Source organism: Belliella pelovolcani, from assembly GCF_900156785.1.
GTDB classification, from domain to species: domain Bacteria; phylum Bacteroidota; class Bacteroidia; order Cytophagales; family Cyclobacteriaceae; genus Belliella; species Belliella pelovolcani.
In genome coordinates, this window is record NZ_FTOP01000005.1 from 200,948 (window position 1) to 219,131 (window position 18,184).

An 18,184-nucleotide genomic window follows, 5' to 3' on the forward strand; every position below is an offset into this window, starting at 1 on the left:
TTAGGCGGTTTTTCTTCTCAGAATTCTAGCAAGCTGAAAGGAAAGGTCTGTGAATAGAATCTTGGCACTGGCATTTCTTTCTAGGTGGTAATGAGCCCCATTGATCTGACTATACATGTCGGAGATTTTATCTTCATCCAACACATGAATTCCTAGTTTTTCAATGAAATCTCTTTCTTCAGCTCCACTACGCATGAGTGTGTCAAGTTGGGATTTACTCAGCATCACTTCTCTGAGTACATTGAGCCCAGTCAGGAGAAATGACTTCTGTCCTTCTTTGTCTTTTTTTGCAAAGTCTTCCGACCTACTCAATAGTGCTCCAATTTTCAATGAAAAACAGTCTCTGTACCAATCTCGGATTTGTAGCGTATTTTCATCCTGAACCTGATCTATCATGCGGTAAGCCTCTCGCATATTCCCGTCTGCAAGCGGTGCAATTTGTTCTGCAGCTTCTTTGGAACACATTCCTTCTTCCACCAAGTGATTTTTTATCTCTTCGTCAGCGAAAGCACGAACCATTACCTTTTGAGTTCTAGAAAGAATGGTAGTCAGCAATTGCTCTGGTTGAGAAGTTAATAGCAGGAAAAGGGTTTTTTCAGGCGGTTCTTCCAAAACCTTGAGCAGGGAGTTGGCCGCGGAGCTATTCATGTATTCTACGCCCCATATCATCATGATTTTATAGCCTCCTTCAAAAGACTTGAGAGATATAGTCCGCATGATATTCCTTGCAGCTCCTTTGGAGATATTGAGCTGTTTTTTATCTATTTCATTGAAATATATCCAGTCTGAAATATTCCCGTAGGGTTGATTGATGGCAAAGCTTCTAAAGGAAGCGATGAAGTCTACTTTTTTCTTTTTGTCATCATCATCCACACCCTCGCCAGGTGCCGGCACGGCGAAATTCATATCTGGGTGCACCAGCTTAGCCATTTTTTGACAAGAAGGACAGATTCCACATGCGTCGGTATCTCCTGGGTTTTCACAATGAAGATAAGTGGATAGCGCCAGCGCCATTTTTAAATTGGCAGAGCCCTCAGGACCATGAAAAAGCAAGGCGTGAGCAAGATGATTGTTCTTGACCGCGTTGATAATTTTGATTTTGACTTCTTCGAGTCCGGGGATAGATGAAAATAGCATAGCTTCAGCTTAAACTGTTTTGTCCCAAATACGGTAATGCTTGGTCAATTCAAAAACTTTTTGGATAATTTCTTTTTCAGTTTCATCATATGCCAGCCCTCTTCTTTTCATCACTGCGATAGCTACTTCCTCAAATTTTCTAACTTGAAAAGTTGTAAACCCAGAAGCACCACCCCAGGAAAAGGAAGGGATAAAATTACGAGGATAGCCATCTCCAAAAATATTTGCGCCAACACCTACCACGGTGCCAGTGTTGAACATGGTATTGATGCCAGATTTGGAGTGGTCTCCCATCATCAAGCCACAAAATTGTAGTCCAGTATTTGAGAAACCGCCTTTGATATAATCCCAAACTTTCACTGGAGCATAGTTATTTTTAAGGTTCGATGTATTGGTGTCCGCTCCTAAGTTGCACCATTCTCCTAATACAGAATTGCCCATGAATCCTTCATGACCCTTGTTGCTATATCCGAAAATCACCGAATTTGAAACTTCACCCCCAACTTTGGAGTGTGGGCCGATGGTCGTATCGCCACGCATTTTAGCACCCATGTTTACAGTAGAACCCTCACAAAGTGCAAACGGTCCTCTGATTAAAGCGCCTTCTTGGATTTCTGCATTTTTACCAATATAAATTGGTCCATTTTCAGCATTGAGTACAGCTGCCTTTATTCTCGCTCCCTCTTCTATGAATATATTCTCAGGCGCGTACATGATGGTATGAGGATCCTCAATTCTCTCAGAAAAACGTCCAGAGGTGATTAATTCAAAGTCCTTTTTGATTTCAGTGGCATTAAACTCGAAAATATTCCATGTTTTCTGGATCAAAGTAAATGATGCTGTGAACTGTACCGCTTCCTTTTCTTTTGCCTGATCAGTTGTGAAAGCCCCAGGCTGCTCGGTAAAGCAAGCTAATAGGATATTTTCTGACCATAGTGCTTGATTTGGATTGAGTTTTGAGATTGCTTCCCATAGTGCGGGGTCTGGGCATAGCGAACCATTGATCATCAGAGCACTGGTATTTTGGAAGGTGAATTTTTGACTGAGATAGTCTTGAGTGAGGTAGCCAGGAATGAGTTTGCTATAGATTTCCCACTTTTGGGAAATCTTCAAGATCCCAATTCTGATGTCAGCTACTGGTCTGGTAAAAGTAAAAGGTAATAAAGAGCCTCTGATAGCAGAGTCGTCAAATAAAATCAAATTGTCCATGTCACAAAAATAAAAAAGTCTCTCGGAATATAGCTTCCGAGAGACTTTTAAAAATGCTTTGATGAAGACTTCGCTTACTTCTTAGCGTATCTTCTGTTGAATTTCTCAACTCTACCAGCGGTATCCAACAACATTTTCTTACCAGTGTAGAACGGGTGTGAGTTGGAGCTTACTTCGATTTTGTAAACTGGATATTCTTGTCCGTCTTCCCAAGTGATAGTTTCACTTGTTTCAATAGTAGACTTAGTCAAGAATTTATATTCGCTGGAGGTGTCATAGAATACAACATCTCTGTAGTTTGGATGAATATCTTTTTTCATTTTATTGTTATTTATCTTGAATCCCTTTTTTCAAATGAGGCACAAAGTTATTCTTTTTTAAAAATTCTTCCAAATCAATTTGTTGAATTTCTTGAATTCTTTCCACCTTTCTTTCAAAACATCAGCTGATTGTGTATCTAAATTGAAATGGTAGCCCTTTTTATTTCTCTACTTTTTAATAGATTTACGAAACTACTGCCAAAATTCTAACCAATGAAAAAATTTTTACTCCTCGCTACTATTTCATTCCTGATTTTTGAGTATGCCTGGTCGCAAGGTGCTTATGTGCCATTTAATAGAGATTACTATCATTTAATAGAAAGATACGAGATTCTTGGTGGGGATATGAATCCAGTATTTCATACGGGATTTAAACCCTTCAGAAGAGATCAGTTGGGGACTTATCTGAGTCAATATCAATCTGATTCGATAGCTTTGGTACAATCTGCAGCAGACAGGTTTAACATTGAATATTTGTCAAATGACAATTGGGAGTTTATGCCTGAAGATACGCAAGACTCGAAGCGGACATTTCTCGGAAAATTATATAGGAAGCCATCAGATTTTTTTCATTACAGAGACGAGTTATTTGATATTCATGTGAATCCTGTACTTTATTTATCAGGAGGAATAGAGCAAGGTGAAGATAATTTCAGGTTTAGAAACTCTAGAGGTTTGGAGTTGAGGGGATCTATAGATAGGAAGATTGGTTTTTATACTTACTTGACTACTACGCAGACGGTTTTCCCTTCTTGGATAAGAAATTACACAGAAGCTAATGGGGCAGTTCCAGGTGAGGGCTTTTGGAAAGATTATGGTGTAGATGGATATGGGTATTTTTCTGCGATGGGCCATATTAGTTTTGATATCAGTAAGAGTATTCAAGCTCAGTTTGGGCATGACAGGAATTTTGTGGGAGAGGGCTATCGATCCATGATCTTGTCTGATTTCTCCAATCCTTATGTTTTTTTTAAGTTGAATACCAAGATTTGGAGATTCAATTTTACCAATCTTTTCTCTCAGATGACTGCTGATGTAATTTACAATGGACGAAGACCTACGGATGGGCACTATCCTCAGAAATGGTTCTCACATCATAGATTAGGGATAAATTTGGGGAAGAAACTTAATATAGGTGTATTTGAATCTGTCATGGCCAATCAGTTTGATTGGAATTACATGAATCCTGTGATTTTTTATCGCTGGGTAGAGCATCAACTGGGCACTCCAGACAAAGTCATGTTGGGTTTTGATGGGAAGTGGAATTTCACCAGAGGGATGCAACTCTATGGGCAGTTTGCATTGGACGAATTTGTTTTCAATGAGTTTTTTGGCATAGATGGGAAAAACTCTAGCCGAAATAAACACGCGATTCAAGCTGGATATAAATATGTCAATGCATTCAAAATCAGTAATCTAGACCTTCAATTAGAGTTCAACCAAGCAAGGCCATACACGTATCAGGAAAAGTTTGAATATCAGGCTTTCAATAATTATAGAACTCCGCTAGCCCATCCCCTCGGGGCAAACTTCAGGGAAGTAATAGGGATATTGAGGTATCAGCCGATTCCTAGGCTTCAAGTCAATGCAACTGGATTTTATCAGTTTTTTGGAGCAGACCCAAGTGCAGACGTGAACTTTGGCGGAGATTTGCTCAAAAATAGACTCGTGACCAACACCGGATTGGGTCTTTTTGGGCATAGGATTGGGCAAGGGGTTGAGAATAGAGTTGTAATGGGCAACCTGAACTTGAGCTACATGCTTAAGCAGAATCTTTTCATTGATTTGAGTCAGAGTTACAGAAGGCGGACTGCCCAAGATTTGGATAGCCCAGAGACGAATCTTTTTACTCAGGTTTCGCTGCGTATGAATATGATCAGGCAGGAATTCAACTATTGATCTGCTTGGGTGGGCATAAAAATAACTAACTTGCGCCTTCAATATTTACAAGTATTCCATGCATACCTATTTTAGGATTCTCTCTTATGCCAAGCCTTTTAGGAGATTTATCCCTATTTATATCATTTACACACTTTTGGCGATCATTTTCGGATTGCTGAATTTCACTTTGCTTAAGCCTCTTTTTGATGTGATTTTTGAGCAGGCTGGACCTGTTCAGGATTTTTCATCATTGACCAAGCCTGAGTTTGCTTTGACTATAGATTACTTCCTGAGCCTTTTTAACTATTATTTCCTGCAGGTAGCTGATACCTATGGGAAATTTGGGACCTTGGTATATGTCTGCATCATTATCGTGATTTCAGTTTTTTTAGCCAATCTCTTTACCTACTTATCCGGGGTAGTTTTGGCAAAGGTCAGGGCTGAGGTGATTAAGAAAATGCGTATGGATATTTTCGGTCATGTGACCGATATGCATATCGGTTATTTTTCTAATGAGCGCAAAGGTGACCTAATGTCTAAGATGACCAATGATATTCAGGAAGTAGAAAATAGCATAGTTCAATCGCTCAGGGTTGTGTTTAGAGAGCCTGCTACGATCATTCTATATTTTGCAGTTTTATTTTTCATGTCCGTTAAGCTGACCATTTTCACCATTTTGGTGATACCGATCTCAGGGGCAATCATCGGTGGAATTACAAAGAGGTTGAAGAAAAAGGCGGTGGAGAGCCAAGAATCTCTAGGGAGAATTGTCAATATCCTGGACGAAACTATAGGGGGGATGCGGGTGATCAAGGCATTTGGTGCAAAGAAGTATATCAATGCAAAATTTGATCAAGAGACAGATTATTATTCCAATGTGAATTTTTCTATGGCTAAGAAAAATGAATTGGCTTCTCCGATTTCTCAATTTATGGGGGTTTCTGTGGTTGCTGGTATCTTAGTTTATGGTGGAAGTTTAGTATTGACAAACAACTCTGATTTGAGTGCCAGTGATTTCATTACTTATATTATCATTTTTACTCAAGTATTGAATCCAGCCAAGGAAATTTCCCGTGCGGCGAGTGTAATTCAGCGTGGTTTGGCTTCGGCAGAGCGGATATTCAAGGTAGTGGATACTCCAAGTGATATTCAAAATATAAATGAACCCATCCACGTTTCACAATTCGAAAATGGCATTGCTTTTCAAGATGTGTCTTTTGGCTATGAAAAGGAAATGGTATTGAAGGGTATAAATTTCAAGTTGGAAAAAGGGAAGACCATAGCACTTGTGGGGCAGTCGGGAGGTGGTAAGTCCACTATTGCAGATTTAGTGCCTAGGTTTTATGATCCTTCGGAAGGCAAAATTTTATTAGATGGAATTGATATCAAGTCCATAGAGTTGGGAAGTTTGAGGAATTTCATGGGAATCGTAACGCAGGAATCGATTTTATTCAATGATACTGTTTACAACAACATCGCTTTTGGCATGGAAGATGTTTCTGAGGATAAGGTCGTAGAAGCAGCCAAGATCGCTAATGCGCATGAATTTATCGTTCAGTTGGAGCAAGGTTATCAAACCTCGATAGGGGAACGTGGTTCCAAATTGTCTGGAGGGCAGCGACAGCGGCTGAGCATTGCTAGGGCAGTTTTGAAAAACCCTCCCATATTGATCTTGGACGAAGCTACTTCGGCTTTGGACTCAGAGTCTGAATTGCTGGTGCAGGAAGCCTTGACCAAGCTGATGACGAACCGAACGACATTGGTCATCGCACATAGATTGAGTACCATTCAGCATGCAGACCAAATTTTGGTCATTCAAAAAGGTGAAATCGTACAGCGTGGAACGCATCAAGAGTTGATGGATCAGGAAGGGATCTACAAGAAACTTTCCACAATGCAGTCTGTTTAGTATATTTAGATGCTTAACCCATAATTATAGAGATAATGAAAAAATTTAATAGTATCATGCAGCTCTTGGTAGCGCTGTTTTTTGCAGTCAGTTTGGTGTTCTTCATGACATTTGAGGGAGTGAAAAATCTGTTTGGAGTTGCAGAGCTTCACTCAGGAACTGTTGTTTCTTTTCTTCTTGTTGGGCTTCTACTTTTTCTGGGAGCTTGGGGCACTAGTGCAATCGTCAAGAGAAATTATGAAAGTGATTTGGCTAAAAAGGAATTGGAGAAAAAAGAGTTGAAAGCTAAATTATATGATTTAGAGCAAGGAGTGAAGTTGAAAAACATGGATCAAAGAATTGATTCTAGAGATAAAGACGAAGAAAAAGAAAGTTCAGTCATCAGACCTAGGCAGAATTTTAAGTAAAGCTTTATCATTTCATCTTGAATATGATTATATTAGGAAATCTTTTAGGTTTCCTTTTTTATTGGTTTTCAAAGAAATATCATGGTAGCAAAAACTTTTGGAAGTGCTGTTTCCGGTGTAGATGCCAAGCTCATTACCATAGAGGTCAATGTAGGGCAAGGTACGAGTTTCTTTATGGTAGGTCTGCCTGACAGTGCAGTCAAAGAAAGTCAACAGCGTGTAGAGTCCGCTTTAAAATACTTTGGTTATCGTATGCCTCGACAAAAAGTTGTGGTCAACTTGGCACCAGCTGATATTCGTAAAGAGGGATCTGCTTACGATTTGCCCATAGCAATGGGAATCCTCAAAGCTTCTGAGCAAGTGCTTTTCACAGACCTAGAGGAGTATGTCATCATGGGAGAATTGTCTCTTGATGGGCAGCTTCGACCAGTCAAAGGTGTTTTGCCGATAGCCATTGAAGCGCGCAAAAAGGGATTCAAAGGGTTTATTCTACCGCTTGAAAATGCAGCAGAGGCTTCTATTGTAAACAACTTAGATATCATAGGGGTATCCACAGTCGATGAAGCCATTCGTTTTCTGGAAGGGGAGTTGGCTATAGAACCGACTGTTACCGATACCAGAGATATTTTTTATAATTCTTTGGAGCATTATGAGTTTGATTTTGCGGATGTTCAGGGACAGGAGAATATTAAGCGGGCCATGGAAATAGCCGCTGCTGGAGGCCATAATGTCATCATGATAGGCCCACCGGGTGCTGGGAAGACAATGTTGGCAAAGCGCCTACCTTCCATTTTACCACCGCTTTCTTTGCAAGAAGCTTTAGAGACTACCAAAATTCATTCGGTGGCAGGGAAACTTGGGAAAAATGCCTCGCTTATCGCACAGAGACCATTTAGATCCCCACATCATACAATTTCGGATGTAGCACTTGTTGGCGGAGGAGGTAACCCCCAACCAGGAGAGATTTCATTGTCACACCATGGAGTTCTATTTTTGGATGAGTTACCGGAGTTCAAAAGAACTGTACTTGAAGTAATGCGCCAGCCTTTGGAGGAGCGGAAAGTGACGATCTCTAGGGCAAAAGTTTCTGTGGACTACCCAGCCAACTTTATGCTGATCGCCAGCATGAATCCATGTCCATGTGGCTATTACAATCATCCAGAGAAGGAGTGTGTTTGTGGACCTGGTGTGGTGCAGCGCTATTTGAATAAAATCTCAGGACCTCTTTTGGATAGGATTGATCTGCATGTGGAGGTCACTCCAGTGAAATTTGACGAGATGACTTCAACTAGGAAAGCAGAGTCTAGCGGCTCTATTCGAGAAAGGGTGATATTAGGTAGGGAGCAGCAGGTCAATCGATTCAAAGAATACCCCGAAATTTATTGCAATGCAATGATGCCTTCCCATATGGTCAAAGAAGTCTGTCAAATTAATGAAGCTGGGAAGGCACTATTGAAAACAGCAATGGAAAGGTTGGGCCTATCAGCAAGGGCTTATGATAGAATACTCAAAGTAGCGCGAACCATTGCTGATCTTGCGGCAAGTGATACGATCAAAGTAGAACACCTAGCTGAAGCAATTCAATATAGGAGTTTGGATAGAGAGGGCTGGGCTGGCTAATAACAAGTGGATACTTCTTCTTTGAGAAAACACTGATGATAATTAGCTGAAAGCATAAAAAATATTAATGAATGTTTTGTTATCTCAAGAATACTGCCCATTTTTATTCCAAGAACAAATCAGGAGAAAGTTGTTTTCATCACCCAAATGTTAAGATATATCCCTGATCTTGACCTTTTCATTTAAATGGCTGCCTTCGGTAGCCATTTATTGTTTTAGCGCCTGATCCAAATCTTCTAAAAGATCATCTAAGTGCTCCAAACCTACGGAGACCCTGATTAAGTTTTGAGGTGTTTTGGAATCAGGTCCTTCTGAAGCCGCCCTTCTTTCGATAAGGCTTTCTACTCCTCCTAGACTTGTCGCATTGGTGAAGTATTGTAATTTGGAAATGACTGTATCAGCTTCATTTGCTCCACCTTTCACTAGAAAAGAAAGCATTCCACCAAACCCTGTCATTTGAGTAGCGGCGATAGTATGACCAGGATGATCCAAGAGTCCTGGGTAGTAGACTTTTTCTACTTGAGGATGATTTTGTAAAAATGTGGCAATTATTCCTGCATGTTCAGCATGTCCTTTCATACGATAAGGTAGGGTTTTGATACTTCTGCTCAGCATGTAGCAGTCAAATGGCGATGGTACAGCCCCACCTGTAGTCTGAACGAGCTTGATTTTATCCCAGAGTTCGTTTTCTTCTTTTGTAATCAAGGCACCTCCCAAAATATCACTATGCCCTCCGAGATATTTTGTGGTGCTATGCATGACTATTGAAGCCCCTAGTAGCAATGGATTCTGAAATACGGGTGTAGCAAAGGTGTTGTCGCATACTACTGGGATTTGCTTTTCTTGAGCAATGGTACAAATGGCTCTGATATCAGAGATTTTGAGTAAAGGATTGGAAGGTGTTTCTACCCAGATCAATGCCGTTTTTGTGTTGATGGCTTTTGCGACATTTTCAGATTGGGTCATATCCACAAAATCTACTTCTAAGATCCCTTTGAAAACAGTGGTTAGAAGGTGCCGCAATCCATGGTACATGTCATCAGGTGCAACCAAATGTGAGCTTGGTGGCAAGGCTTGAAATACGCTCATCCCTGCCGCATTACCAGAAGAAAAAGCTGCTGCCGCTTGCCCATGTTCTAATTTGGCCAAGACATTTTCCAGTGCAATTCGATTCGGATTGGCAGCTCTAGAGTAGATCACTGAATCTTCATGATGCTCAAAAGTAGTCGCCAAGGTGATGGGCTGAACTGCCGGTCTATAAGAATCCGTAATTTGAGTACCTGCATGGATGGCAATGGTTTCAAGTTTCATGGTTAGTGATGTTTCTATTGATGTAAAATTAAAGGTAGCTGAAATATAGAACTCACTCAAAGAAAAAAGCCGAAAAGAATGAATCAATTCTTTTCGGCTTTGGATGGTGGTTCATTTGTTTTTTTCTCTGGATTATCTGATTCGGTCTACCGATCTTACTAGCATTTCGTCTTTTCTAATGAACCTATTGGCTAACAAATTCATGATCATTCCTCCAAAAATCGCCCAAAATCCTAGTACAAATGCACCATTCACATCTGGATTGATCTCAGCATTGGCCTGATGGCTGGTGTAGATGATCAGCGCTAGGGTTACTACCATTACCAGTGAGTTGATCATATTGAGAAACATCTGCTTGGTTCTATTTTTATACTGGGTGAGGCTAAATGACGCTAAGCCCGCTGCAATAATGGCTAAAATACCCAAGTAAATATTGCCTTCAGATTTGATGACTTCTTGCGAAGCATTATCTGTAGTGGTCAAGCTCCAAGCGTTTAAGGTAACCATTTGGGTTTGTTCTGGGTTAACTTGTTGCCAAATTGGAAAGCTGATGACTATAATCATTGAGACGGCCACCAAAAAGAGAAATACGGTTTGAATTCTTTGTATCATGTCTTGATTAGAAATTTTGACAAAGAAACAGGGTAATTTGATGAATCGCAAGGAATAGGGTTTTTGGCGTTTAAATTTACCGTGGAATAGTATCTTTGCAATCGTGAGTAAGACTAGCTACAGATATTTCCTTGAACTTGCCTATAAAGGCACACACTATCATGGTTGGCAATCCCAAAAAAATGCAAAATCTGTCCAAGAGACACTTGAACAAGCGCTAGCTATGATATTGAGAGTGAGTGTTCCAGTCACAGGCTCGGGTAGAACAGATACAGGCGTGCACGCATCTCAACAATTTGTTCATTTTGATGTTGAGGAGGTGCTTGATAGTGTAGTTTTTCTAAAAAAACTAAATGCAGTACTTCCCAAAGATATTTCTGCATATCAACTGAGGCTCGTCAAAAGAGATGCGCATGTACGATTTGATGCCATATGGCGCAGTTATATCTATAAAATCACCTATCGTAAAAATCCATTTGAGCAGGAACTTTTATGGCATTACTTTAGACCTTTGGATTTGGAGAAAATGAATGAAGCGGCAGCATTACTGATAGCTCATGAAGACTTCGAATGCTTCAGTAAGGTAAAGACAGAAGTGAATCATTTTGGCTGTAAAATAAAAGCAGCCTATTGGGAACAAAAGGGACATGAATTGCACTTTCATATAACTGCAAACAGGTTTCTACGAGGTATGGTCAGGGCAATTGTTGGTACATTGGTAGATGTAGGGGAAGGTAAGTTGAGTACTGAGCAATTTCAGGAGATTTTGGAAAGTAGGGATAGGAGTCAAGCTGGATCATCTGCTCCCGCATCAGGACTTTTCCTCTGTGAGGTAACTTACCCTGAAGATATCTTCATTTAAATTTTAAGAGATTTTGAGTTTGGAAAAGGAAAATGTAAAAAGTGGTGATATCATAGACACCACCGTGCTGAAAAAACTGTATCAGTTTGTCAAGCCATATCAGGGTAAATTCTACCTGTTGATTTTCCTTACTTTAGCACTAGCTATTCTTGCGCCAACAAGGCCTTATTTCATCCAAGTTGCCATCGATGATTATGTGGCACTAGGAGAAAGGCCTGGATTGGTTCAGATTATTTATTTGTTGGTGGGGTTGATGGTTTTGCAAGCTTTTGTACAGTTTGCCCATACTTACCTCTCGGGCTGGATAGGTCAGGTCATTATCAAGGATATCAGAATCAGGCTATATAGGCATCTCTTGAAGATGCGCTTGAAGTTTTTTGACAATACACCTATTGGAAGATTGGTTACAAGAAATGTGTCTGATATCGAGACTTTGGCTGATGTTTTTAGCGAAGGTCTGGCCGCTATTATAGGTGACTTATTGCAGTTGGTGACGATTCTGGCAGTGATGTTTTACATTGATTGGAAACTTACTTTGGTGAGTCTGTGTACACTGCCGCTTTTGATTATTTCAACTTATATATTCAAGGAGAAAATCAAAGTTGCTTTTAATGATGTCAGAAATGCGGTATCTAATCTCAATTCATTCCTACAAGAGCACATCACAGGGATGAATATCGTGCAGATCTTTAATCGTGAAAAGAGAGAATACGAAAAATTCAAGGAGATCAACAGAGACCATCGAAAAGCTCACATCAAGTCAGTACTCTACTACTCTATTTATTTCCCAGTTGCAGAGATTATCCAAGCGATTGGGATAGGTTTAGTCGTGTGGTACGGTGCGACTGGCGTGTTTGATTTGGATATCAAAGTTGGGGTTTTGATTTCCTTCATCATGTATTTGCAACTTTTCTTTAGGCCAATACGCATGATCGCTGATAGATACAATACCCTTCAGATGGGAGTGGTAAGTTCAAGTAGGATTTTTAAGTTATTGGAAAGTGACGAGCAGATTCCAAATGAAGGGACTTTCAAGCCAGAGAAAATCAAAGGGAATATCCATTTAGAAAATGTATGGTTTGCATACAATGATGAAGAATATGTGCTGAGGGATATCAATTTTGAGGTCAAGCATGGGGAGACAGTTGCTTTGGTAGGTGCTACAGGAGCGGGCAAGTCATCCATTATCAATTTGATCAGTCGATTTTATGAAATTAACAAGGGAGCAATCAAGATAGATGGTACAGATATCAAGGAATTTGAACTGAGTACCCTGCGTAAGCATATAGGAGTTGTGTTGCAAGATGTGTTTTTGTTTTCGGATACGATCTATTACAATATCACATTGGGTAATCCTAATATCAGCAGAGAAGAAGTCATGCAAGCGGCCAAGTTGGTGGGGGCAAAGAAATTTATCGAAAAGCTACCAGGAGGCTTGGATTACGATGTCAAAGAGCGTGGCGCGACACTCTCTGTAGGGCAGCGACAGCTTATCTCTTTTGTGAGAGCTATTGTGTATAATCCAGAGATTATTATTTTGGATGAGGCGACCTCTTCTGTGGATACAGAAACAGAAGAATTGATTCAAAAGGCCATTGAAAAAATGATGAAAGGACGTACTTCTATCGTGATTGCACACAGGCTATCTACAATCCAAAAGGCTGATAAGATCATTGTATTGCATCAAGGGGAAATCAAAGAAATGGGTACGCATGAGTCTCTTTTGGCACTTGGTGGTTATTATACCAACTTGCACAAGATGCAGATGAAATCCATGGCGATCTAAGGCAAATTGGCTGGATTTCGTAAGGTTATTTCAAAGCATTTTTGGAACAAGTGTTTTAAAAAGTTCGATATAATTCAAAATTTTAGGTAACTGGACTTATTTTTGCGCCGTTGGAAGCTAATAAACTAAACCAAAAAGAAGATAATTGTGAAGAGAATTTTGATTGCGATGATTTGCATGCTGCCATTTTTTGCGCATGCACAGGAAGATGGTGTGGGCTTGAGGTTAGGAGAGCCACTATCGATTACTTACAAAAAGTTTTTGGATGGCAATATTGCCATCGAGGGGATGTTTGGTAGGGCAGGTGTGAATAGTGCTCAATACTACCAGAGGGCATTTGACAATAATAGACCTACGCCCAATGCTTTTTATGCAGGGCACAGCACAGGGAGCTCGTTTTCATTTAACCTAAGAGGTGCATATCATGAAGATATCACAGATGATCTGAATATTGATCAAGGATACTTTCTAGCATATGCAGGTGCAGGGGTACAATTGAGATCAACAAGGGTAGATTATTCTTACACAGATCCAGCGTCTTCGCCTCCTGGGGTTTTCTTCAGAGAGTCGAGAAGAAATATTGATTTAGGCCCAGAGATTTTTGGAGGAGGAGAGTATTACTTTGACGATCTTCCGATCAGTATATTTGCGGAGATAGGGTTGTTTATGGAGCTATTGGATAGATTTGGGCATCTCAAGCTACAGGGTGGTATTGGTGTGAGGTATTTGTTTTAGGATGAAAAAGTGGCTAATTATTTCCTTGATTCTACTGGTACTAGTTGGGGCTGGTCTGTTTCAATTTCATAGGTTAGGTGGCTTCAATGAAGTTGAGATAGCATTAAAATCTGTGGATGGTTTGGCACTCCAAGGGATTTCCTTTCGGGGAACTCCCCAAGATGATGCTATTGCTAGGGTGTTTCAGAAAATGGAACAAATAGCTTTGGGTGCAGATTTGCCCTTACATACCATATATTATGTAGAGCCGGCAGGCAAGCTGGATACCATGGAGGTTTTTGTAGGTGTCCAGACCCAGGTTCCAATGGAAGACTTTGAGCAATTGAGCTTTGATGCCGATCAGGCTGTAGTGGCAACCATCAAAGCGCATCGCTTAGTGATGCCCAGTCCCAATAAAGTGAAGAAGAAGATCAATCAGTTTGCAAAAGGTCAAGGATTGGCTGTTCCATATCTTTATATTGATAAAATCATTGGTCCTGAGGAAGTTCAAGTTTTGGGATTGATTCGGAAATAAGATTTTTCTGTTTGTTGATTTTATTGGTATAATTTTGGTGAATGGCTATTTGAGCAAATGAAAATAACTGAATATTTGTTTTTACGTTAGGAAATATTAATCACTATAAACTATATCCATATGAAAAATTTATTCAAGGCAGTAATGATGCTAGGCATCTTCGCCTTCTTCGCTTGTGAAGGCCCTCCAGGCCCTCCAGGTATTCCAGGACAAGACGGGATCGTCATTGTCGGAGAAGTATTTGAGATTGGGAATGTGAATTTTACGTCAGCAAATAATTTTCAATCAGACTATTACGAGTTTACAGTACCGATTGAGCCAGGTGATAAGTTGCTAGCTTATATTTTATGGGATGTAGTTGATGACACTGATGTGTGGAGGGCGCTTCCGCAAACTAATTTTGAGTTTCCACAATTTGGGATCTTTATGTACAATTATGATTTTACGAGGTTTGATTTCAGTTTCTTTATGGATGGGAATTTTGATCTGAGTGCACTTCCTTCGGAGTTTACTCGAAATCAAGTTTTCAGAGTAGTGGTGTTTCCTGCTGATTTGGCAAATGCAAGAATGGATTTCTCTGATTTCAATAATGTAATGGAATATATGGGCAAGACAGAAAAGGATATCGTCCAACTTCAGCCCAGACAATAATAACCAAAAGCCTCCTCGTGAGGCTTTTTTCTTTTTAGTCTATTTTGAATTTTTTCCCGTATATCACAAAATAAAATTTCCTATCTTATCTTTGCCCCATGCAATTGAAAAACGACTTATTGATAAGAGCTGCTAAAGGTGAGGCAGTAGAGCGAACCCCAGTTTGGTTGATGCGTCAAGCAGGTAGAATCCTTCCTGAATACAGAGCAGTGAGAGAGAGTGTCAGTGGCTTTATTGAATTAGCCCAAACTCCTGAGCTTGCTGCAGAAGTGACGATTCAGCCTGTAGATATTTTAGGGGTAGATGCTGCGATTATTTTTTCTGACATTCTAGTGATTCCAGAAGCTATGGGTTTGCCATACGAAATGGTAGAAAAGCGAGGTCCATGGTTCCCAAATACTGTGCAGTCTGCTGGAGATTTAAAAAAGTTGCGTGTGGCTGACGGCGTAGATGACCTGAGTTATGTGATAGAGGCTATCAAAATCACTAAGAAGGCTTTGAATGGAAGGGTGCCTTTGATCGGTTTTGCTGGAGCGCCTTGGACGATCTTTGCCTACATGATAGAAGGTTCGGGTAGTAAGACTTTTTCAAAAGCTAGAGCCATGCTGTATACAGAGCCGACTTTATCTCATCAGTTGCTACAGATGATTACTGATAGTACGATCAATTATCTGAAAGCCCAAATAGCAGCAGGTGTCAATTTGATTCAGCTGTTTGACAGCTGGGCGGGGATATTGCCTCCTGATCATTATGATGAATTTTCTCTTCGCTATATCGCACAGATCTGTGATGCTATCAACGAGGTGCCGAAGACGGTTTTTGCCAAAGGAGCATTTTTCGCTAGAGAGGCGATGGGTCAGTTGAATTGTGAAACTATTGGTTTGGATTGGAATATGGGTATCGCTGAATCCAGAAAAATGATTGGTGATCATAAGACGCTTCAGGGCAACTTAGATCCCGCGGCGCTTTATGGCTCGGATGAAGAAGTAAGGACTGCTACCATTCGCATGATGGATCAGTTCAAAGGAGGTAGGCATATTGCTAACCTTGGGCATGGCGTCTATCCTGATATCGATCCAGCAAAAGTGAAGGTGTTTATTGAGACCGTTAAGCAATACAAGTGAAATATATTTTAGCCAATCAGGATTGCTTAGAGTAGGAATGAAATCCTAATAGTAGCGTAATTATAAATCATTAGCCTCAGGTTTATCTGAGGCTAATTTTTTTTCTTAAAATTTTCCCGGAGTTAAGCGTCGTCGCAATTATTAACTGATTTTTTTGAAAATAATGTAAAACGCAATCGATTTGGTTGTTTTTTTAATTGAAAAAATGCTTTTATGTTGTATTTTATTTAATTACAGTTAAATTTAGAACCTGTTAAGACTAAAATAATGTTGAAAGGCATTTATAAGGGTCTATTTCAAACCTGTTTCTAACAAAACCTATTAAACAAATGAAAAACAGATTTACAAAAACGGTAACAAAAGGATTTTCTTTGATCGCGCTTTGTGTAGCTTTATTGGCTACACCTGCCTATGCTCAAGAGGAAAGTAGATTTAGCATGGATGTCACCTTGAATTCAGACATCTTTTTTGGCTTCTATCCATTTTTTGCGGGGTCTTATAGCCTTAGCCAAAATACTGCCTTTACTTTTTATGGGATTTTATGGTCAGGTGGTGCAGCTGGCGGAAGCTGGGGTAATTGGACTGAGTTTGGTGTAGGGATGAACTTCGATGTAGCTGATGGGATCAACATCAATCCTCAAATCGGTATTTTGAGTGGGAGCCTGACTTCTGGGTTAGGGACACCTGTATTGGGTGAGGGGATTGTTCCAAACCTGACTATAGGTCTAGATAAAGTCAAAACAGAAGGTGAGTTCTATGCTGGATATTATGCTGGGTTCAATCACGGAAACCCTTCGACAAATAACTATCTGCATTACTGGTTAAACGGAGGTTATAAATTTTCTCCCTTTTTCTCTGCCGGGCTACATTTGGAACAGTTGAGATACACTGGCGGGAGTAATGCACCAGAAGATCCTGCTTTTGATTTTTACTTGGCTTTGGGTCCATACGTTCAATTTGCAGATCCTAATGGAGGTGCTTTTGCTAGATTTACTTCAGGAGCTGACTTAAGAAGTGACGCGCAGTTGGAAAAAAGTGGTTATAGACAACCTTCTTTTTTCAAATTGACTGTTGGCTATAGCTTCTAAAAATTGATGAATAGAATAAAAGGGCTGTCATTTTTGATGGCTCTTTTGTTTTTTTACTTCTAAAATTTGCGATCTGCTTAATTAGCTTTCTTTTTGGTTTATTCGAATCTTTTGTTTGAACTATCTTTGGATGCTTTGTGATTCATGTTGCGCTTTGTAAGCTAAAAAATATTTCAGGGCTACTTCCCTGAGATTTGAGTTTTATTTTTCTCCAACGACCAGATCACCGATCTTGATTGAATTCCCTGTTAGTACTAACATGTTCTGACCAAACATGACATTGTTATCTACTGTTCTGTAGCTAGCAAGGGTCTTAAGTGGCTCTTTATTTTTTTGTGCGGTATCTTGATCTACTGTAGTCATGACGCATCTTGCGCATGGTTTGGTGATTTTAAAAGTAGCTTCTCCAATTTTTACTTTTTTCCACTCGTCCTCGATGAAGGCAGTTCCTCCGCTAAAAACCAAATTTGGTCTAAAACGATCCATGGGGACAGGTTTTTCTAGTCGTGCATTGAGATTGTTGAGCGATTCTTGCCCAATGATCAGGTATGGCATTCCATCGGCATAACTTACGGATTCACCATTGACTGCATACTTGGCTTTTAGTTTTCTTTGTGTACTTGCTGGCATTTTGACTAGTTTACAAGGCATCGCCATAAATTCTGAAAACCATTCATTGACAGCTTCTGAGACCACTTGGCCTTCTACAGTATCTTCCCAGATAGTCACTGGCGTTACTTTTTCAGTCTCAGGCTTCATCGGGATCTCGATATGCAAGTCAGGATTATTCTTGTGGGTGACAAGTAATGCGTCCTTTTTGAGCTGTACTTGTAGTAAGGCCATCTGAGGATGCGTTCGCTGGGATAGGAACATGCCTGACCTGTCCACCAGCATCCACCTTCTGTCATGCTGCAGGCCTCTTTCTTCTAGTTTTGCAGTGTTTAGCTGGATACCGCTGAGGGATTTGATGGGGTAGATGTAGATGTCTTGTAGGATCATGGCGAGAATTTTATGTCGC

The 18,184-nt window shown here is 40.2% G+C and carries 17 protein-coding genes; 11 read left to right on the plus strand and 6 right to left on the minus strand.

Annotated elements, in window-relative coordinates; translation table 11 throughout:
- The 3 genes from BW935_RS07920 to BW935_RS07930 form a co-directional block, all read right to left on the minus strand.
- Nucleotides 1–1,137 carry a DNA polymerase III subunit gene (locus BW935_RS07920; RefSeq protein WP_076500324.1) on the minus strand — a complete coding sequence of 379 codons (1,137 nt, stop codon included), beginning with the start codon at nucleotides 1,135–1,137 and terminating at the stop codon, nucleotides 1–3.
- A 9-nt stretch (nucleotides 1,138–1,146) separates the two neighbouring features.
- The gene (locus BW935_RS07925; RefSeq protein ID WP_076500326.1) at nucleotides 1,147–2,346 is read right to left on the minus strand and encodes a GlmU family protein; all 1,200 of its coding nucleotides are present in this window, start codon (nucleotides 2,344–2,346) and stop codon (nucleotides 1,147–1,149) included.
- A gap of 74 nt (nucleotides 2,347–2,420) precedes the next feature.
- Entirely contained in the window at nucleotides 2,421–2,666 is a 246-nt protein-coding gene (locus tag BW935_RS07930; RefSeq protein WP_076500327.1) for a type B 50S ribosomal protein L31, read from the minus strand.
- A gap of 213 nt (nucleotides 2,667–2,879) precedes the next feature.
- Between BW935_RS07930 and BW935_RS07935 the strand changes: the two genes are divergently transcribed.
- The 4 genes from BW935_RS07935 (at nucleotide 2,880) to BW935_RS07950 (ending at nucleotide 8,483) form a co-directional block, all read left to right on the plus strand.
- Nucleotides 2,880–4,565 carry a hypothetical protein gene (locus tag BW935_RS07935; RefSeq protein WP_076500329.1) on the plus strand — a complete coding sequence of 562 codons (1,686 nt, stop codon included), beginning with the start codon at nucleotides 2,880–2,882 and terminating at the stop codon, nucleotides 4,563–4,565.
- 58 nt (nucleotides 4,566–4,623) lie between these two features.
- Complete coding sequence (locus BW935_RS07940) at nucleotides 4,624–6,456, plus strand: ABC transporter ATP-binding protein (RefSeq protein WP_076500331.1); 1,833 nt, start codon at nucleotides 4,624–4,626, stop codon at nucleotides 6,454–6,456.
- Between the two features lie 35 nt (nucleotides 6,457–6,491).
- Nucleotides 6,492–6,863 carry a hypothetical protein gene (locus tag BW935_RS07945; RefSeq protein ID WP_076500333.1) on the plus strand — a complete coding sequence of 124 codons (372 nt, stop codon included), beginning with the start codon at nucleotides 6,492–6,494 and terminating at the stop codon, nucleotides 6,861–6,863.
- 81 nt (nucleotides 6,864–6,944) lie between these two features.
- Complete coding sequence (locus BW935_RS07950; RefSeq protein ID WP_076500335.1) at nucleotides 6,945–8,483, plus strand: YifB family Mg chelatase-like AAA ATPase; 1,539 nt, start codon at nucleotides 6,945–6,947, stop codon at nucleotides 8,481–8,483.
- 207 nt (nucleotides 8,484–8,690) lie between these two features.
- Here BW935_RS07950 and BW935_RS07955 read toward each other — a convergent pair whose 3' ends face one another.
- Together BW935_RS07955 and BW935_RS07960 are read right to left on the minus strand one after the other, a co-directional pair.
- A complete protein-coding gene (locus BW935_RS07955; RefSeq protein WP_076500336.1) occupies nucleotides 8,691–9,794 on the minus strand; it encodes a trans-sulfuration enzyme family protein in 1,104 nt (367 codons plus the stop codon).
- Nucleotides 9,795–9,926: 132 nt separating this feature from the next.
- Nucleotides 9,927–10,406 (minus strand): DUF4293 domain-containing protein, encoded by a 480-nt coding sequence (locus tag BW935_RS07960; protein WP_076500338.1) that lies wholly within the window; start codon nucleotides 10,404–10,406, stop codon nucleotides 9,927–9,929.
- A gap of 103 nt (nucleotides 10,407–10,509) precedes the next feature.
- On the opposite strand from BW935_RS07960, the gene truA reads away from it, so the two are divergent.
- From truA to BW935_RS07995, 7 genes are all read left to right on the plus strand, one after another.
- On the plus strand, nucleotides 10,510–11,268 hold the full coding sequence (gene truA / locus BW935_RS07965; protein ID WP_076500339.1) for a tRNA pseudouridine(38-40) synthase TruA: 759 nt from the start codon (nucleotides 10,510–10,512) through the stop codon (nucleotides 11,266–11,268).
- A gap of 13 nt (nucleotides 11,269–11,281) precedes the next feature.
- Nucleotides 11,282–13,054 (plus strand): ABC transporter ATP-binding protein, encoded by a 1,773-nt coding sequence (locus tag BW935_RS07970; RefSeq protein ID WP_076500341.1) that lies wholly within the window; start codon nucleotides 11,282–11,284, stop codon nucleotides 13,052–13,054.
- A gap of 147 nt (nucleotides 13,055–13,201) precedes the next feature.
- Nucleotides 13,202–13,789, plus strand: a complete 588-nt coding sequence (locus BW935_RS07975) for a hypothetical protein (RefSeq protein WP_076500343.1) — start codon at nucleotides 13,202–13,204, stop codon at nucleotides 13,787–13,789.
- A gap of 1 nt (nucleotide 13,790) precedes the next feature.
- The gene (locus BW935_RS07980; RefSeq protein WP_076500345.1) at nucleotides 13,791–14,303 is read left to right on the plus strand and encodes a hypothetical protein; all 513 of its coding nucleotides are present in this window, start codon (nucleotides 13,791–13,793) and stop codon (nucleotides 14,301–14,303) included.
- 120 nt (nucleotides 14,304–14,423) lie between these two features.
- Nucleotides 14,424–14,954 (plus strand): hypothetical protein, encoded by a 531-nt coding sequence (locus BW935_RS07985; RefSeq protein WP_076500347.1) that lies wholly within the window; start codon nucleotides 14,424–14,426, stop codon nucleotides 14,952–14,954.
- Between the two features lie 98 nt (nucleotides 14,955–15,052).
- On the plus strand, nucleotides 15,053–16,078 hold the full coding sequence (gene hemE / locus BW935_RS07990) for a uroporphyrinogen decarboxylase (RefSeq protein WP_076500349.1): 1,026 nt from the start codon (nucleotides 15,053–15,055) through the stop codon (nucleotides 16,076–16,078).
- Nucleotides 16,079–16,407: 329 nt separating this feature from the next.
- Nucleotides 16,408–17,166 (plus strand): DUF6733 family protein, encoded by a 759-nt coding sequence (locus tag BW935_RS07995; RefSeq protein WP_076500351.1) that lies wholly within the window; start codon nucleotides 16,408–16,410, stop codon nucleotides 17,164–17,166.
- 201 nt (nucleotides 17,167–17,367) lie between these two features.
- Here BW935_RS07995 and BW935_RS08000 read toward each other — a convergent pair whose 3' ends face one another.
- On the minus strand, nucleotides 17,368–18,165 hold the full coding sequence (locus BW935_RS08000) for an MOSC domain-containing protein (RefSeq protein WP_076500353.1): 798 nt from the start codon (nucleotides 18,163–18,165) through the stop codon (nucleotides 17,368–17,370).
- Nucleotides 18,166–18,184: the final 19 nt, after the last annotated feature.

Bases quoted from the DNA above. Each gene is read 5' to 3' on its own strand.
- BW935_RS07995 (WP_076500351.1), top strand. From the start codon at position 16,408: ATGAAAAACAGATTTACAAAAACGGTAACAAAAGGATTTTCTTTGATC.
- hemE (WP_076500349.1), top strand. From the start codon at position 15,053: ATGCAATTGAAAAACGACTTATTGATAAGAGCTGCTAAAGGTGAGGCA.
- BW935_RS07955 (WP_076500336.1), bottom strand. From the start codon at position 9,794: ATGAAACTTGAAACCATTGCCATCCATGCAGGTACTCAAATTACGGAT.
- BW935_RS07920 (WP_076500324.1), bottom strand. From the start codon at position 1,137: ATGCTATTTTCATCTATCCCCGGACTCGAAGAAGTCAAAATCAAAATT.
- BW935_RS07935 (WP_076500329.1), top strand. From the start codon at position 2,880: ATGAAAAAATTTTTACTCCTCGCTACTATTTCATTCCTGATTTTTGAG.
- BW935_RS07980 (WP_076500345.1), top strand. From the start codon at position 13,791: ATGAAAAAGTGGCTAATTATTTCCTTGATTCTACTGGTACTAGTTGGG.
- BW935_RS08000 (WP_076500353.1), bottom strand. From the start codon at position 18,165: ATGATCCTACAAGACATCTACATCTACCCCATCAAATCCCTCAGCGGT.
- BW935_RS07950 (WP_076500335.1), top strand. From the start codon at position 6,945: ATGGTAGCAAAAACTTTTGGAAGTGCTGTTTCCGGTGTAGATGCCAAG.
- BW935_RS07960 (WP_076500338.1), bottom strand. From the start codon at position 10,406: ATGATACAAAGAATTCAAACCGTATTTCTCTTTTTGGTGGCCGTCTCA.
- BW935_RS07940 (WP_076500331.1), top strand. From the start codon at position 4,624: ATGCATACCTATTTTAGGATTCTCTCTTATGCCAAGCCTTTTAGGAGA.
- BW935_RS07945 (WP_076500333.1), top strand. From the start codon at position 6,492: ATGAAAAAATTTAATAGTATCATGCAGCTCTTGGTAGCGCTGTTTTTT.
- BW935_RS07930 (WP_076500327.1), bottom strand. From the start codon at position 2,666: ATGAAAAAAGATATTCATCCAAACTACAGAGATGTTGTATTCTATGAC.
- BW935_RS07925 (WP_076500326.1), bottom strand. From the start codon at position 2,346: ATGGACAATTTGATTTTATTTGACGACTCTGCTATCAGAGGCTCTTTA.
- BW935_RS07985 (WP_076500347.1), top strand. From the start codon at position 14,424: ATGAAAAATTTATTCAAGGCAGTAATGATGCTAGGCATCTTCGCCTTC.